Below are 15,767 nucleotides of genomic sequence, written 5' to 3' on the forward strand. Positions count from 1 at the left end.
ATGACTGATGACATCCTGCGGATGCGCGGGATCACCAAGACCTTCCCCGGAGTCAAGGCGCTGCAAGACGTCAACCTGTCCGTACGACAGGGCGAGATCCACGCGATCTGCGGCGAGAACGGTGCCGGCAAGTCCACCCTCATGAAGGTGCTGTCGGGCGTCTACCCGCACGGCTCCTACGAGGGCGAGATCTTGTTCGAGGGAGAGCCGTGCCGGTTCGCCGACATCCGTGACAGCGAGCACCGCGGGATCGTCATCATCCACCAGGAGCTGGCCCTGTGCCCGCAACTGTCGATCGCCGAGAACATCTTCCTCGGCAACGAGCAGGCCAGCCGTGGCCTGATCGACTGGAACCGGACCAACCACGAGGCGGCCGAGCTGCTGAACCGGGTCGGGCTGCGGGAGAACCCGGTGTCGCTCATCTCCGACATCGGGGTCGGCAAGCAGCAGCTCGTGGAGATCGCCAAGGCGCTGTCCAAGCGGGTGCGCCTGCTCATCCTCGACGAGCCGACGGCCGCGCTCAACGACGAGGACTCGGCGCACCTGCTCGACCTGCTGCGTGGCCTGCGTGACGAGGGCATCACCTGCGTGATCATCTCGCACAAGCTCAACGAGGTCATCGACATCGCCGACTCGATCACCATCCTGCGCGACGGCCGGACGATCGAGCGGCTCGACATGGTCACCGACCACGTCACGGAGGGTCGCATCATCTCCGGCATGGTCGGCCGTGACCTGGAGAACCGCTTCCCGCCGCACGAGTCGAACATCGGCGAGGAGGTGCTGCGCATCGAGGACTGGACGGTGCACAGCCCCGCCCATCGCGGCCGGGTCGTGGTCTCCAACGCCAGCCTCAACCTGCGCAAGGGTGAGATCGTCGGTCTGGCGGGGCTCATGGGCGCCGGCCGGACCGAGCTGGCCATGAGCGTCTTCGGCCGCGCCTACGGCACCGACATCTCCGGCCGCATCTACAAAGACGGCCGGCAGATCGAGATCCGCTCGGTGCAGGACGCGATCCGGCACGGCATCGCGTACGCCACCGAGGACCGCAAGAAGTACGGCCTCAACCTGATCGAGGACATCAAGCGGAACGTCTCCGCCGCCGCGCTGCCGAAGCTGGCCAGTCGCGGCTGGGTCAACGACAACGAGGAGTACCGGGTCGCCGACGAGTTCCGCGCGAGCATGAACATCAAGGCGCCCAGCGTGCTGAGCGTCACCGGCAAGCTCAGCGGCGGCAACCAGCAGAAGGTCGTCCTGTCGAAGTGGATCTTCACGGACCCCGACGTGCTCATCCTGGACGAGCCGACCCGGGGCATCGACGTCGGGGCCAAGTACGAGATCTACTCGATCATCAACCGGCTCGCCGACGAGGGTAAGGCCATCCTGGTCATCTCGTCGGAGCTGCCCGAACTCCTGGGGCTGTGCGACCGGATCTACGCGTTGTCGGCCGGCCGGATCACCGGCGAGGTCCCGCGCGAGGAGGCCACGCAGGAGGGCCTCATGCAGTACATGACGAAAGGACTGGACGAGATCCGATGAGCAGCACCTCATCCACTGATGCCGGGCTGGCGCCCGCGGGCCAGGAGCCGCCCCCACCGCGGGGACAGGAAAGGTCCTCGTGGCTGTCGTTCAACGTACGACAGAGCGGCATCTACGTCGCGTTCGCGCTGATCGTCGTGCTGTTCGCGTTCCTCACCAAGGGGGCGCTGCTCCAGCCGCAGAACATCTCCAACATCATCGTTCAGAACTCGTACGTCCTGATCCTGGCCATCGGGATGATCCTGATCATCATCGCCGGGCACATCGACCTGTCCGTGGGATCGGTCGTGGCCGTCACCGGGGCCATCGCCGCCGTGCTCATGGTGAACTACGGCGTGCCGTGGCCGCTGGCGCTGGTCATCACGCTGATCGCGGGCGCGCTCATCGGGGCGTGGCAGGGGTTCTGGATCGCCTACTACGGCATCCCGGCGTTCATCGTGACGCTGGCCGGCATGCTGCTGTTCCGCGCGCTCACGCTGACCGTGCTGGGCAACCAGGGCATCGGCCCGTTCCCTGACGCCGTCCGTACGCTGTCGAACGGCTTCACCGACGGCTATCTCGGCAACATCGGGCTCGGCCCGCTGGGCGGCGCCGACCTGTTCAGCCTGCTGCTCGGCCTGGTGGCGGTGGCCGGCATGGCCGCCAGCCAGTGGCGCAGCCGGATGGCGCGGCTGGGTTACCGGCAGAGCGTGGACCCGCTGCCGATCTTCCTGCTGCGCATCGCCGCGGCCGCCGCGGTCATCCTCGCGGTGGTGGTGCAACTGGCCAGATTCAAGAACCTGCCCTGGGTGCTGATCCTGCTCGCGCTGCTGGTGCTGGGCTACTCGCTGGTGACCAGCCGGGCCGTGTTCGGCCGGCGGATCTACGCCATCGGCGGAAACCTGCAGGCGGCGCTGCTGTCCGGCATCAAGGTCAAGTCCGTCGTTTTCTGGATCTTCGTGAACATGGGCGTCCTGTCCGCGCTCGCCGGGGTCATCTTCGCCGGACGGCTCAACCAGGCCGGGCCCACGGCGGGCAACTCCTTCGAGCTGGACGCGATCGCCGCGGCGTTCATCGGCGGTGCGGCCGTACAGGGCGGCGTCGGCAAGGTGGTCGGTGCGGTCACCGGCGGTCTGATCATGGGCGTCATCAACAACGGCATGTCGCTGATCGGTGCGCCGAGCGAGCGGGTCATGTTCGTCAAGGGCGCTGTCCTGCTCGCGGCCGTGGCCTTCGACGTGTGGACCAAGCGCCGCGCGGCGACCGGCAGCCGCTGATCGGCCCGCGGTGTAGGGGAGAGTGAGCTGGACGGTCAGCCGGTCGGTGAGGTGACCGCCAACTCGTCCAGGACGGTGTCGGCCAGCACTCTGGCGCTCGGCTCGTAGTCGCGGGCCAGGGTGCGGAACACCTGCTCGGCCCGGATCGCCGGCCAATCCTCGGGCAGGTGTTCGGCCGGCAGGTGCGGGTCCTGGCGGACCAGTTGCAGCCAGTCGGTGTGCAGGAAAAGCTGCCGGGCCAGGTCGTCGGCCGCCGAGGGGAGCGGGTCCGGTGTGTCCCAGCGGTCGAGGAACGCCCGGTAGCGCGCGGCGATCCGCTCAGCGCTGAACGCCTTCCGCACCAGGTCGGCCGACTCGGTCGGTTTGAACGCCCGGGCCGTCATCACGGTGATGTGATCGCCGAGTTCGAGCGGGGCGAGGATGCCCGCGACGTCCTTGACGCCCGGCGCGATCCACAGTCCGCTCTGCAGCAGGCCGAACCCGGCCCAGATGAGCTGCGAGCGGAGGTCGTGCCGGGTGCTGCGCAGGCTGTCGGGGATCGAGAAGCCCACCAGGGTCCAGGCGCCGTCCCAGGCGCGGTTGACCGCGCCGGTCTCCCAGACCCGGCGGCGCCCGTCGTCGAGCACCTCCACCGCGTGCTCGGTGAGCCCGAAGTACATCCGGCGGCCCTGACGGTGCCGGGCCAGCAGCCCCCGCTTGACCATGCGGGTGAGCGTCGAGCGCACCGCCTCCTCGGTGACGCCGAGCCGGGCGAAGACGTCGATGACGCTGCCCGAATAGACGGCGGTGCCGCGCCCCAGCACGTAGACGCCGAGAAAGCTGAACATCAGGGACTGCGGACGGGCCGTCAGAGCGTCTCCATCGCCGAGCATCACAGCACCGAGGGTAGACGGATCCGTCACGGTCGGCAAAACTCTGACTCAGGTTGAGAAACTGCCCCATGTGGATGGGGTAGGTATCGGATTGACCGATGCGAGAGGCCGTACGCCCATGGAGAACGCGGGAGTGGGAGGGTGGCCGGCTCGCCGGGCCCAGATGACGCCGGACCGTACGGCGTTCGTCTTCGAAGGCCGGGCGGTCACCTACGCCGAAGTGCACACGCGGACGACGAAGCTGGCCGCGCGCCTGCGTGAGGCCGGGGTGGGAGCCGGAGACCGGGTCGCCTACCTCGGCCCGAACCACCCCGCTCTCGCGGAGACCATGTTCGCCACCCACCTGCTCGGCGGGATCTTCGTGCCGCTGAACTTCCGGCTGACCGCGCCCGAGATCGGCTACATGCTGGACGACTGCGGCCCGGCCGTCCTGATCTACGCGCCCGAGTGCGCCGAGGTGGTCCGGGCGCTCTCCGGCACCAACGCCCTGCTCGTGCCGGACTTTGAGAGCTGGCTGGCCGAGGGTGATCCCGCGCCGATCGACGTACGCGTCGGGATGGACGACCTCGCGCTCATCCTCTACACCTCCGGCACCACCGGGCGGCCCAAAGGCGCTCTGCTCAGCCACGCCAACCTGGTGTGGAACACCTTCAACATGCTGATCGGCGTCGACGTGACAAGCGACGAGATGACGCTGATCAGCGCGCCGCTCTTCCACGTCGCGGCGCTGAACCAGACGCTGCTGCCGACGTTCGTCAAGGGCGGCTGCTCGGTGATCATGCCGTCCTGGGACGTGGACGCGTGCTACGACCTCATCGAGAAGCACCGCATCACGTGGATGTTCGGCGTCACCACGATGTTCGCCGCGTTCGCCCGGTCGCCGAGGTGGGCCACGGCCGACCTGTCGTCGCTGCGCAACCTGATGTCGGGCGGCGCGCCGATCCCGGCCGCGCTCATCCGTACCTACCAGGAGCGGGGCCTGGTGTTCTGCCAGGGCTACGGGCTCACCGAGACGGCGCCGGGCGCGACCTTCCTGGAGGCCGGGCAGAGCGTGCGCAAGGTGGGCTCGGCCGGGGTTCCGGTGTTCTTCACCAACGTACGCGTGGTCCGGCCCGACCTCACCGGCACGGCCATCGGCGAGCCGGGCGAGGTGCTGGTCCAGGGGCCGAACGTGACCCCCGGCTACTGGCAGAATCCCGAGGCGACCAAGGCGGCGTTCGTGGCGGGCGGCTGGCTCCGTACCGGCGACATCGGCGCGTTCGACGGCGAGGGGCACCTGTACCTCGTGGACCGGGTCAAGGACATGTACATCTCAGGCGGGGAGAACGTCTATCCGGCGGAGGTCGAAGGCGTGCTCTTCGAGCACCCGGCCGTGGCGGAGGCCGCCGTCGTGGGGGTGCCGGACGCCACGTGGGGCGAGGTCGGGCGGGCGTTCGTGGTCTGCCGGGCGGCCGTCACCGGCGAGGAGCTGCGGGAGTTCCTCGACGGGCGGCTGGCCAGGTACAAGATCCCGCGCTACTTCGACCTGGTGGACGACCTGCCCCGGACCGGCTCGGGGAAGCTCCAGAAGGCCGAGCTTCGAGGCCGCCCGCTCAACCGGCCTGGCTGAGACGCGGATCACATATCCCGGACGGATGTCACACCCGGCAGGCCCACCCGACTCTATGGAGGTGATCGCACATAGATAGGTCCCAGTGAAAGGCCGTGCAATGTTCCTCGTAACCGGAGCCACGGGCATCGTCGGACGCCCTCTCGTCGAGCTGCTCGTCAGCCAGGGCGCCAAAGTCCGTGCGGTCACCCGTGACCCGCGGGCGTCCGGTCTGCCCGACGGGGTCGAAGTCGTGGCGGCCGACCCTGCCCGGCCCAGCACGCTGGCCTCCTGCCTGGAAGGCGTCACCGGTCTGTTTCTCAACCCGCGCGCCGTGGGACTCGCCGCCCCCGAACTGCTGGCACTCGCCAAGGAACGCGGGGTGAACCGGGTGGCCGTGCTGTCCGCGGTCAATGTCGACGACGACCTCGATCACCAGCCGTCCCGGTTCAACGGGGACAGGAACAAGGAGGTCGAGGCCGCCGCCGTCGCCAGTGGCCTGGAATGGGTGAGCCTGCGGGCCAGCTCCTTCGCGGTCAACACGCTCGTGGCGTGGGGCGGTCAGATCCGCGCCGGTGACGTCGTCCGGGGGCCGTACGCGAACTTCTCCGAAGCGCCTGTCGACGAGCGGGATCTGGCCGAGGTCGGCGTCCGCGCGCTGCTGTCCGACGACCTGGTGGGCAGGAAGCTTCAGCTGACGGGACCGCAGTCCCTGACCCACGAGGAACTGGTCGCCACCATCGGTGAGGTGCTCGGCAGGCCGCTGCGGTTCCAGGAGGTGCCGCCGGAGGCCGTCAGGCAGGGCATGGTCGGGATGGGCATGAACGAGGCGTTCGTGGTGGCCCTGCTCGGCAGGTACGCCCGCGGCGCCGGCCAACCGGCGCCCGTCACCGACGAGGTGGACAAGGCCCTCGGCCGCCCCGCGCGCACCTGGGCGGAATGGGTCACCGACCACGCCGCCGCCTTCCGCGGCTGACCTACGACAACCCAGAACTCGAAGGAGTACGTCATGGCAGGTGAACACGTGCTCGACGCGGTCGGGCCGAACACGACGCCGCGCTTCTTCCCCACCATGCGGATAACCGTGACCTTGCAGGCGGCCGCCATGTTGACGCAGGCCATAACGGCCGGCCTGCTGATGTCCTCGCCCGATGGCCGGGCGCTGCACGGCACAACAGCGGTGGTGGCCGTGGCCGCGGGCGCGATCCAGTTCCTCGTCGCGATCCTGGTGTGGCGTCCGGGCGGCGGCTCGCCGCGATACATCGTCAACAGTACGTTCTTGCTGGTTCTGACATTGGCGGAGGCGGCACTCGGTGACACGCATGTCCCGGTGGTCCATGTGCCTCTCGGCGTGCTGCTGTTCGGCGGGAGCGTCGTCCTGCTCTCGCAGGTCTGGTCACGCTCGACAGGTAGTTAGCTAATTGCCATAATGCCTCCGTGGTGGATGTGGACCTGGTCAAAGCGCTGGCCAACGACAAACGGCTGCTGATCCTCGAATGGCTGCGGGAGCCCCAGCGGCACTTTCCGCCGCAGCGTGACGGTGACCTGGTCGATGACGGGGTCTGCTCGCTGTTCATCGCGGAGAAGCTCGGGGTGAGCCAGCCGACCTGCGGCGGGCATCTGAAGGTGCTCAGCGCGGCGGGGCTGGTGCGCGGCAAGAAGATCAAACAGTGGGTGTTCTACCAGCGGGACGAGGGGCGTATCGCGGCGGCCAAGGAGTCGCTGGGCGGCGACTGGTGATCCATGGACGCGGGCCGGGGAGACCGTCAGCGGTCGCCCCGGCCCGAGCCTGCGCGGCACACCGTTACGGGCAGGGGACGATCTGGTCGGCCGGCCCGCCGACCCGGGTCCAGTTGGTGCCGCCGATGTACTTGTAGACGCCGCTGCGGTCAGGGGACAGGCCGAAGATGCTGCTGTCGGTGACCGCCCAGCTCCAACCGGGGCCGCCTATGTGCTGCCAGTGGCCGGGGGCGTCGAGGTAGCGCCAGATGGCGTTGCGGTCCGGCGATGTGGCGAAAAGCCCGAAATTTCCGCCGTACAGCCAGCTGGCCGGCCCGCCGACGTTGGTCCAGTCGGTGCCGGTGCCGTTCCACTTGTAGACGCCGCTGCGGTCAGGGGACAGGCCGAAGAGGGCGACGTTGGTGACCGCCCACGTAGCGCCGGGGCCGCCCACGCGATGCCAGTTGTTCGGCGAGTTGAGGTAGCGCCAGATGCCGGCACCGTCGGGTGACGTGGCGAACAAGCCGAAACCTCCGCCGTACAGATAGCTGGCCGGGCCGCCGACGTGGGTCCAGTCGGTACCGGAGCCGTTCCACCTGTAGACGCCGCTGCGGTCAGGGGACAGGCCGTACAGGGAGTTGTCGGTGACCGCCCACATGAAGCCGGGGCCGCCGACGCGTTGCCAGTTGTTCGGCGTGTTGAGGTAGCGCCAGATGCCGCTGCCGTCGGGTGACGTGGCGAACAAGCCGTAGCGCCCGCCGTAGAGCGCCCTGGCCGGGCCGCCGACCTGGGTCCAGTCGGTGCCGGAGCCGTTGTAGCGCCACACGCCCGAGCCTCCTGGAGAAAGCCCGCAGATGGTGTGGGCGGGGGCGGCGGAGGCCGGTGTCGCCACCAGTCCCACCATGGTCATGACCGAGGCGAAGAGCGCGGCGATCGTCCTGACAGTGCGTGTCCTCATGCTGATCCTTCCTGGGGGAAACTCAGTAAGGGTTCCATCACAGGCTGTAACCGAGCTCCAACCAGGCTGGAACGGGGTATCACACGACGGGAGAAGGGGGATCGGGATGCTGGTGAGGCTGCTGGGACCGGTTGACGTCCTGGTCGATGACATCCCTCGACCGGTGCGGGGGCTCCGCCGCACGGCTGTGCTCGCCGCGCTGGCGCTGCGGCCGGGCGCCGTGGTCGGTGTCGATCAGCTGGTCGAGGCGGTCTGGGGTACGGCGGCACCGGCCTCGGCCGCCACCACGGTGCAGTCCCATGTCTCCTACCTGCGCGGCGTGCTGAACCGCCGGGAGGCGATCACGGCCCGCAGGCCCGGCTATCTGCTGGACCTCGACGATTCGGAGGCCACCGACGTCCAGACCGCTGAGCGCCTCATCCGGCAGGGAATGGAGTCCGCGGCCCCGGCCGCGCGGGCCGCCCGGCTGGCGGCCGCGGTGGCGTTGTGGCGGGGTTCTCCGCTGACCGAACTGGCCGGGCTGGCCTGGTTCGACGCACAGGCCGAGCGGCTGGACCAGCTGCTGCTGGAGGCGCGGCACGCCCTCATCGACGCCCGGCTGGCCCTCGGGCAGGATCTCCAGCTCGTCCCCGAGCTGACAGCACTGAGCAGGCAGCATCCGCTGCACGAACAGGTCCACGCGCAGCTGGTGCTCGCGCTGTACCGGGCCGGTCGGCAGAGTGAGGCGCTGGCCGTTTACCAGCGGCTGCGGCGCACCCTGGCCGACGAGCTGGGCATCCACCCCAGCCAGCAGTTGCGGGAGCTGGAGATCGCGGTGCTGAGACAGGATCCGGCCCTGGACCTGTCTGCATCGCCCGCGTACCTGACGCGGAGCCCCGCCGGCCACTCCGGTAGCCCCGGTGATCTCGAGCGCTGCGGGGGGAGGCAGATCCGCCGACGTCCCCGTGGACACGGCCGGGGCCATCCGCACCCTTCCTGACGCGAACCAGCCCCAGCGGAGGCTCAGTCGGACGGCTGAAGTTCCTCGCGTGTCTGGCCGGATTGCGGAGCGGCCCGGGGCTCGGTTCCGGCGCGCAGGTCGAAGGCGGTCCGGGGCTCTGTCCGGGTGCGCAGGTGGAAGGCGCGCCGGTAGGCGGCGGGGGTGGTGCGCAGGACGTCGTGGAAGCGGCGGCGGAGGTTGGTGGCCGAGGAGAGGCCCACCCGGGCGGCGATCGCGTCCACGGACAGGTCCGTCTCCTCCAGCAGCGCTCGCGCCCCGGCGATCCGCTGCGCGAGCACCCACTGACCGGGACTGGTGCCGAGCTGGGCGGCGAACATCCGGGCCAGCGTCCGGGCCGACACCCCGGCGCGGGCCGCCAGGTCGTCGACGGTCAGCGGTTCGCCGAGCCGCTCCGCGGCCCAGGCCAGCAAGGGGGCGAGCGAGTCGGGCACCCGGGCCCGCGATGGCGCGATGGCGTACTGGAGCTGCCCGCCCTCCCGGTGCGGCGGCATGACCATGTGGCGGGCCACCTTCGCGGCGTACGCGGCCCCGTGGTCGGCCCGGACGAGATGCAGGCACAGGTCGATCCCCGCGCTGGTGCCGGCGCTGGTGGCCACGTCGCCGTGGTCCACGTACAGCACGTCGGAATCGACGGTGACGGCGGGGAAGCGTTCGGCGAGCTCGGCTGCCAGCCGCCAGTGGGTGGTGGCCCGCCGTCCGTCGAGCAGCCCGGCCTGCGCCAGGACGAACGCGCCCGAGCAGATGGCGGCGATCCGCGCGCCACGCGTGTACGCCCGGCGGAGCGCGGACAGCACGGCGGCCGGGGCCGTGCGGGTCTGCCAGCCCGGGATGACGACCGTGTCGGCGTGCTCCAGCGCGGTCAGACCCTCGGTGACCGTGATCGAGTAACCGGCCAGAGTGGGCACCGGTCCCGGAGTCTCGGCGCAGACGCGGAAGTCGTAGTGGCGAGCGAGGCCCGGCCGTACGGTGGCGAACACCTCGGCGGCGCAGCTCAGCTCGAACGTCGCCAGCGGCGGGCTGGCCAGCGCGACGACCCGATGCTCTGACGACATGGCAGAAAAGTACTCTATGACGTCTTTTCTGGCACTGGGTGGGCGCCGGTCGGGCTCGCCAGGATGGCGGCATGGAACCAGAAGCGCAGGCAGTGCACATCGATGACGTCGTACCGGTGGAAGTGGCGCCCGGCATCGTCAGGAGGCGCCTCACCGCGACCGAGGGGGCTCGGGGCTGGCTAATCGACTTCGCCCCCGGCACGCAGTGGCCCGATGTCGACGTACACGAGGGGGAGGAGCGTTACTACGTGCTCAGCGGTGAGGTGATCGAGGGCGAGACGCGGTACGGAGCGGGGACCTACGTGGTGTTCGCCGCGGGCAGCCGGCACCAGCCGCGGACCGAGACGGGAGCGAGCATGCTGGGCATCAACCTCCTGACCAACTGAGCGCCAGAATGGGGACATGACCGACTCACAGTTGACGGGTGCGATCTCTCTCCCCGACGGGACCTGGGTCCGCGGCCGTGGCCTGCTGAACGAGCCTCCTACGGGGCCCGCTCCCGACTACGGCCTGTATCTGGGCTCGTCGGGGCTGCGCAGGAAGGGTGGGGCCGGGCTGTCCTGGCCGCACGACTGGATCGACTGGCCGGACTTCCTCCTGCCCCGCGATCGTGACGACGCCGTCCGGCGGATCCGCGCGCTGTACGAGCAGGCCCGCGCCGGTGAGCGGGTCGAGGTGGCCTGCGGCCATGGGGTCGGCCGCACCGGCACCGTCCTCGCCTGCCTGGCCGTGCTCTCCGGGCTGTCCCCGGCCGAGGCGATCACCTGGGTGCGGCAGAACCACCATCGGCGGTCGGTCGAGACCCCGTGGCAACGCGGCTGGGTCGCCCGCTTTCCGGTGGGCTGAACCCCACGGAGTGATGGCTTTGCCCGTCCCGTCGGTAGGCTGGACGGCATGGTGAAGAGCGTGGCCCGGGAGCCCGTTCCAGCACGTCGTGCCGACGCCGAGCGCAACATCGCGGCGATCCTCGAAGCGGGCATGCGGCTGCTCGGCGCCGACCCGGCCGCCAGCGTCGCCGACGTCGCCAAGGCCGCGGGGGTGGGCAGGGTGACGCTCTACGGTCACTTCCCGTCTCGGGAGGCCCTGGTCGACGCCGTGCTCGATCACGCGATCGGCATCGCCGACCTGGCGCTGGGAGGCGTCGACATCGACGGGCCGCCGGCGCCCGAGGCCGTGGCGGCGCTGCTGCGATCTTCCTGGGAGGTGCTCGACCGGCATCGGCGGCTGTTCCTGGCCGCCGACCGGGTGCTGCCCATGGAGCGGATCCGCGAGCACCACGACATTCCGCTGCGGCGGATCGAGCGCCTGATCGCCCGGGGGCGGGACGACGGCGACTTCCGTACCGACCTGCCGTTGTCGTGGCTGGTGACCACGTTCTTCGGCGTGCTGCACAGCGCCGCCCAGGAGGTGGAGTCCGGCCGGCTGGAGCAGGCGGACGTCGAGCGGGTGCTCGTCACCACCATGCTCTCGCTGCTGTGCCCCTGAGGCCTTGGATCAGAGCCGCTGGCCGATCTCTTGGAGCAGCGCGACCTCGCCCCGCTGGTGGATCACCATGTGCGCGGCCATCTTCTTGACCTCGGGGTCGGCCCCATCGGTCTGCTCGGTGCGGGCCATCTCGACCGCGCCGTTGTGATGCGCGATCATCCCCTCGACGAACAGCTTGTCGAACTTCTGGCCCTTGGCCGACTCAAGCTGCTTCATCACCTTCTCCGACAAGAGGCCCGGCATCTCATGCATCATGTGGCCGGACATCTCGGGCTTGCCCCATTTGGTCAGCCAGCCCTTCATGGTGCCGATCTCCCGCTCCTGGTCGGTCTTGATCTTCGCCGCGAGCTCCTTGATCTGGACGTCGCTCACCCGGGACGCCGCCAGGCCGGCCATCTCCACCGCCTGCTCGTGGTGCGGGATCATCATCTGCGTGAACATCACGTCGGCGTCGTTGGCCGACGGTGCCCTGGCCGCCGTCGCGGCGACGGGCTCGGCGCCCGACATGCCCTCGTGGCCGGTCATGCCGGTGCTCCCGCACGCGGTGAGCAGGGCGAACGCGCCCGTGGCGGCGGCGTACACGCGCATTCTGACCCGCAACGCGGTCACTCCCAACTAATAGGTTGGCTCAGCCCCCGCCTCTGCCTCTGTGGTGCCGCGCCCGGGTGGACGAGCGCGGCACCACAGAGGCAGAGGCGGGGCGGGGGTAGGTGCCGAGCCGGATCAGGCCGACAACGGGTTCACCGCTCGATGGTGCAGGCCGGTGACGGGGATCTCGTGCAGGCTGCCGGAGTACAGGTACTGGGTCATGCCGACCAGTAATCGCCGTACGTCCTCCTGGGGGCGGACCACCAGCCGGAGGAACTGGCTCGTCGTGCCCAGCTTGTTGCCGCACTCGCGTACGTACACGCCGTGCTCGGAGAGCAGGTGGTCGCGCAGCGGCACCCCGTCGTGCCCGGGTGGCAGCTTCACCAGCAGGAAGTTGCCCTGTGAAGGCAGGACGGAAAGCTCTGGCATCGCGCTGAGCTGGTGGTACATCGCCCTTCTGTCCTGGGTGAGCAGCCTGAGGCTCTCCTGGTACTGGGGCATGCACTGCTTCATCATGAACACCACCACCTCGGCGAACGAGTTGAGGTTCCACTTGGGCAGCGCGTCGCGTACCTTCCCGACCAGCGCCGGGTTGGCGACCATGTAGCCGAACCGGATGCCGTGCAGCCCGAAGTTCTTGCCGAGGCTGCGCAGCACGATCACGTTGGGCCGGACCGCGGCCTCAGCGGCCACGCCCGGGTACGGCTCGGCGTCCACGAAGTCGCCGAACGACTCGTCGACGATCACCAGGTCCAGGTCGATGAGCTGGTCGAGCAGCCACAGGACCTCGTGTTTGGGCAGGTAGCCCCCGTCGGGGTTGTTGGGGTTGCAGATCACCGCCACCCGGGAGCCGCGCATGCGGATGAAGCGGACGTAGTCATTGACGTCGAGGGCGAAGTTGCGGCTCTCCATCAGCGGGTACATGTCGACCCGCTTCCCGGTCTCCATCGGCTGGTCGGTCCAGCGGCCGAAGGTGGGGATCGGCACCGCCAGGCTCTCCTTCACCAGCAGGTGGTCGATCCAGGTGATCAGCTCGGTGGACCCGTTGCCCATGGCGACCGTCTGGGGATGAAGCCCCAGCGTGGAGCAGAGCTCCGCGGTGATCGTGCCCGCGTCGCTCGGATAGAACTTAAGGATCGTCTCCAGGTTCCTCCCGAGATGCTCGAATATTTCCGGGGTCGGGAAGTATGGGTTACACGGGATGCAGAAGTCCACCGGGGCACGCTGTCCCGATGATCCGCGCAGCAGTGAGAAGTACGAAGGGCTGTGCGCCTGCGCTCGCAAAAGGCTGAGCTCCACGACACCTCCTGGGGCACGTGTCCGGACGTGAGTAGGTACGCGTGGCTTTGGGAGTCGGTTCAGCCGATAACGACCTTTCGGCCCGCGCACTCGCCGGACGATCCCGCCCACAGCCCTACTTGGCGGACCACATTCCCAGGTGGGAACCCGTGTCGGACGCCTGGAGAGCGGCCGGGTCGAACGAGCGGGCGCCCTCGGTGGTCAGACCGCCGGTGGAGCCGGGCAGCACCCAGGCCGCGCCGGTGCCGGTGGCCGTGCCGCTCTCTCCGGGGGCGCCGACGCCAAGGTCGGCCTTGCCGTCGCCGTTGAAGTCGCGCAGGCTGACGGAGGCGCCGAACCTGTCCCCGTTCTCGGCGGTCCCGGGCACGCCCGGACTGGCCTGCGTGAACAGCCGCGCACCGGCCGGGCCGTCCCTGCCGCCGCGGAACAGCAGCACGGCGCCGCCACCGGCTTTGCCCGGCAGCCCGGCGGCGAGGTCGGCGTACCCGTCGCCGTCCACGTCCCCGGCGGCCAGATCGAAGCCGAACTGGTCGCCGCGCACCCCCGTCCCCGGCACGCCGGGGCTGTCCTGGGTGAGAGTACGGCTGCGACGGCCGGGGCCGTCCGCCGAGCCGTACAGGACCTTGATGGTGCCCTTGTCGCTCTTGAGCGTGTCGACGGAGCCGCCGGGGGCGAGGCGCATCACCAGGTCGCCGTAGTGATCGCCGTCGATGTCGCCCACCGTGGCGGTGGTGGCGGCGTCCAGTCGCACCGGCCGTCCGGCGAGGCCCTGCGGGCCGCCCTTCCAGAACAGGGACGGCTCGGCCCGCTCCTCCCAGGCGTGCGTGGTAACCAGGTCGTCCTTGCCGTCGCCGGTCAGGTCGCCCGCGACCAGCCTGGTCGGCTTCTCGTAGGACCCGCCCAGGGTGACCTTGCGGGCGGGGCGGCCGTCACGCTGGAACGGGCCGTGAAAGACGTTCACCGTCCCTCTCTCGCCGGTGGCGACCAGGTCGTCACTGCCGTCGCCGTCGAAGTCCCCGGCGGCCAGCTCCTGGCCCTCGGCCCGGTCGACCAGGTCCGGCGAGACCCCGGCGCGCGGCGGGTCGATCAGCGGCGTGCCCAGCGCCAGCCCGTCCTTGCCGCCCCACAGCAGGGTGACGAACCGCCGGTCCAGATCGAACGGGTTGTACGAGCCGACGGCCAGATCGGTGTAGCCGTCGGCGTTGAAGTCGCCGGCGGCCGTGCGGGCCCCGAACGCGTCCGCGGCCACGGGGTCGTTCGGCACGTTGGAGCTGTCGAGGTGGAGGATCCGGCGCCGGGCGGGATCGACACCAGTGGCCGCCCCATACAGGATGGCGATATATCCGGCTTTAAGGGTGTGGCCGACCGTGCCCGAGGGGGCCGAGATCGCGTAGTCCTCGTAGCCGTCACCGTTGAAGTCGACGATGCTGCCCCCGTGAGGGGTCAGCACGAGGGACGCGCAGATCACCGCACTTGCGACAGCCCACACAGATCCTCCACCTGGCCCTCGATCTCAGCACGATACACAACGAGTGGTTGACACCATCCCGGTCGAGCAGAAAAGATACGGTCGTCCGTACAACTTGGGACGTGAGCGTATGACCGACTGGGAACGCCGGCTGGGTCTCGACCCGTCAGCCGCTGTGCCGCTCTACTACCAGCTCCGCGAGCGCCTGCGGGCGGTCATCCGCGACTGCGAGCCCGACACGCTGATCCCCGCCGAGAAGGACCTCATGGTCTACGCGGGCGTGAGCCGGGCGACGGCCCGCCGGGCGATCGGCGACCTGGTGCAGGAGGGCCTGCTGGTGGCCAGGCAGGGCAGCGGCACCTACACCGCCCCGCTGGCCGTGGCCCCCGAGCTGGGGGCGCGCCCGGCCGGCTTCACCGAGACGATGGCGCGGCTCGGCCGCAAGCCGACGACGCGGGTGCTCAAGGCCCATCTGCAGCCGGCCGGCGCCGACGTCGCCGTGGCGCTCGGCCTGCGCGAGGAGCAGCAGGTCGTCTTCGTCGAGCGGCTGCGGCTGATCGAGGGCGCGCCCTGCATGCTGGAGAGCGCCCACCTGCCCGCCGAGCTGGTGCCCGGCATCCTCGACGAGGACCTGACCGGCTCGCTGTACGACCTGCTGCGCATGAAGTACGGACTGACCCCCGCGAGCGGCAGGGAGACCATCGGGGCGGTCAACGCCGACTACCGGCTCGCCGAGCTGCTGCACGTCCCCATCGCCGCCGCCCTGCTGGCGACCGCCCGCAACACCTGCACCGAGAGCGGCGTCGCACTCGAATACACCATCCGCCACGCGCGCGGCGACTTCGCCGTGTTCTCCGTGGAGCTCAACGACGCCAAGAACGCCCTGATGGGCCAGTAACCCCCCTCCCACCACCCCCCAACACCTCGCCACCTCGCGGTCCGG

At 69.8% G+C, this 15,767-nt stretch carries 17 protein-coding genes; 11 read left to right on the forward strand and 6 right to left on the reverse strand.

The annotated features are described in order from the left end of the window. Together mmsA and mmsB are read left to right on the forward strand one after the other, a co-directional pair. Window positions 1-1,539, forward strand: a complete 1,539-nt coding sequence (gene mmsA, locus ACGFNP_RS50920; RefSeq protein WP_393330639.1) for a multiple monosaccharide ABC transporter ATP-binding protein — start codon at window positions 1-3, stop codon at window positions 1,537-1,539. Next, a complete protein-coding gene (gene mmsB / locus ACGFNP_RS50925) occupies window positions 1,536-2,795 on the forward strand; it encodes a multiple monosaccharide ABC transporter permease (RefSeq protein ID WP_393330642.1) in 1,260 nt (419 codons plus the stop codon). The genes mmsA and mmsB overlap by 4 nt, the downstream gene beginning before the upstream one ends. A 35-nt stretch (window positions 2,796-2,830) precedes the next feature. Here the strand turns inward: mmsB and ACGFNP_RS50930 are convergent, their stop codons facing one another. Beyond that, window positions 2,831-3,667, reverse strand: coding sequence for a PaaX family transcriptional regulator C-terminal domain-containing protein (locus ACGFNP_RS50930; RefSeq protein WP_393331178.1), 837 nt, complete (start codon window positions 3,665-3,667; stop codon window positions 2,831-2,833). A 91-nt stretch (window positions 3,668-3,758) separates the two neighbouring features. Here ACGFNP_RS50930 and ACGFNP_RS50935 point away from each other — a divergent pair, with 91 nt between their 5' ends. The 4 genes from ACGFNP_RS50935 (at window position 3,759) to ACGFNP_RS50950 (ending at window position 6,995) form a co-directional block, all read left to right on the forward strand. Further along, window positions 3,759-5,276 carry a long-chain fatty acid--CoA ligase gene (locus ACGFNP_RS50935; protein ID WP_393330644.1) on the forward strand — a complete coding sequence of 506 codons (1,518 nt, stop codon included), beginning with the start codon at window positions 3,759-3,761 and terminating at the stop codon, window positions 5,274-5,276. Between the two features lie 100 nt (window positions 5,277-5,376). Continuing rightward, entirely contained in the window at window positions 5,377-6,231 is an 855-nt protein-coding gene (locus ACGFNP_RS50940) for an NAD(P)H-binding protein (protein WP_393330648.1), read from the forward strand. Between the two features lie 33 nt (window positions 6,232-6,264). Further along, window positions 6,265-6,672 (forward strand): hypothetical protein, encoded by a 408-nt coding sequence (locus ACGFNP_RS50945; RefSeq protein ID WP_393330651.1) that lies wholly within the window; start codon window positions 6,265-6,267, stop codon window positions 6,670-6,672. 20 nt (window positions 6,673-6,692) lie between these two features. Beyond that, complete coding sequence (locus ACGFNP_RS50950) at window positions 6,693-6,995, forward strand: ArsR/SmtB family transcription factor (RefSeq protein ID WP_393330653.1); 303 nt, start codon at window positions 6,693-6,695, stop codon at window positions 6,993-6,995. A gap of 64 nt (window positions 6,996-7,059) precedes the next feature. On the opposite strand, the gene ACGFNP_RS50955 is transcribed toward ACGFNP_RS50950, so the two are convergent. Further along, window positions 7,060-7,932 (reverse strand): hypothetical protein, encoded by an 873-nt coding sequence (locus tag ACGFNP_RS50955; RefSeq protein ID WP_393330656.1) that lies wholly within the window; start codon window positions 7,930-7,932, stop codon window positions 7,060-7,062. 106 nt (window positions 7,933-8,038) lie between these two features. On the opposite strand from ACGFNP_RS50955, the gene ACGFNP_RS50960 reads away from it, so the two are divergent. Then, on the forward strand, window positions 8,039-8,911 hold the full coding sequence (locus ACGFNP_RS50960) for a BTAD domain-containing putative transcriptional regulator (RefSeq protein ID WP_393330658.1): 873 nt from the start codon (window positions 8,039-8,041) through the stop codon (window positions 8,909-8,911). Between the two features lie 23 nt (window positions 8,912-8,934). Here the strand turns inward: ACGFNP_RS50960 and ACGFNP_RS50965 are convergent, their stop codons facing one another. After that, complete coding sequence (locus tag ACGFNP_RS50965; protein WP_393330661.1) at window positions 8,935-9,984, reverse strand: GlxA family transcriptional regulator; 1,050 nt, start codon at window positions 9,982-9,984, stop codon at window positions 8,935-8,937. A gap of 71 nt (window positions 9,985-10,055) precedes the next feature. Here ACGFNP_RS50965 and ACGFNP_RS50970 point away from each other — a divergent pair, with 71 nt between their 5' ends. The 3 genes from ACGFNP_RS50970 to ACGFNP_RS50980 are packed head-to-tail and all read left to right on the forward strand — an operon-like array spanning window position 10,056 to window position 11,469. Beyond that, window positions 10,056-10,370 carry a cupin domain-containing protein gene (locus tag ACGFNP_RS50970; protein WP_393330664.1) on the forward strand — a complete coding sequence of 105 codons (315 nt, stop codon included), beginning with the start codon at window positions 10,056-10,058 and terminating at the stop codon, window positions 10,368-10,370. Window positions 10,371-10,386: 16 nt separating this feature from the next. Continuing rightward, the gene (locus ACGFNP_RS50975) at window positions 10,387-10,830 is read left to right on the forward strand and encodes a protein-tyrosine phosphatase family protein (RefSeq protein ID WP_393330667.1); all 444 of its coding nucleotides are present in this window, start codon (window positions 10,387-10,389) and stop codon (window positions 10,828-10,830) included. Between the two features lie 48 nt (window positions 10,831-10,878). Beyond that, window positions 10,879-11,469: a TetR/AcrR family transcriptional regulator gene (locus ACGFNP_RS50980; protein WP_393330670.1), complete on the forward strand. Its 591-nt coding sequence runs from the start codon at window positions 10,879-10,881 to the stop codon at window positions 11,467-11,469. A gap of 9 nt (window positions 11,470-11,478) precedes the next feature. Here ACGFNP_RS50980 and ACGFNP_RS50985 read toward each other — a convergent pair whose 3' ends face one another. From ACGFNP_RS50985 to ACGFNP_RS50995, 3 genes are all read right to left on the reverse strand, one after another. Then, window positions 11,479-12,078, reverse strand: a complete 600-nt coding sequence (locus ACGFNP_RS50985; RefSeq protein WP_358319980.1) for a DUF305 domain-containing protein — start codon at window positions 12,076-12,078, stop codon at window positions 11,479-11,481. A 114-nt stretch (window positions 12,079-12,192) separates the two neighbouring features. Next, window positions 12,193-13,356 carry a histidinol-phosphate transaminase gene (locus tag ACGFNP_RS50990; protein WP_358319979.1) on the reverse strand — a complete coding sequence of 388 codons (1,164 nt, stop codon included), beginning with the start codon at window positions 13,354-13,356 and terminating at the stop codon, window positions 12,193-12,195. Window positions 13,357-13,471: 115 nt separating this feature from the next. Then, window positions 13,472-14,845 (reverse strand): FG-GAP-like repeat-containing protein, encoded by a 1,374-nt coding sequence (locus ACGFNP_RS50995; RefSeq protein WP_393330673.1) that lies wholly within the window; start codon window positions 14,843-14,845, stop codon window positions 13,472-13,474. A 109-nt stretch (window positions 14,846-14,954) separates the two neighbouring features. On the opposite strand from ACGFNP_RS50995, the gene ACGFNP_RS51000 reads away from it, so the two are divergent. After that, entirely contained in the window at window positions 14,955-15,722 is a 768-nt protein-coding gene (locus ACGFNP_RS51000) for a GntR family transcriptional regulator (protein WP_358319973.1), read from the forward strand. Window positions 15,723-15,767 lie beyond the last annotated feature (45 nt).

The organism is Nonomuraea sp. NPDC049269 (assembly GCF_043197155.1).
Classification (GTDB): Bacteria; Actinomycetota; Actinomycetes; order Streptosporangiales; family Streptosporangiaceae; genus Nonomuraea.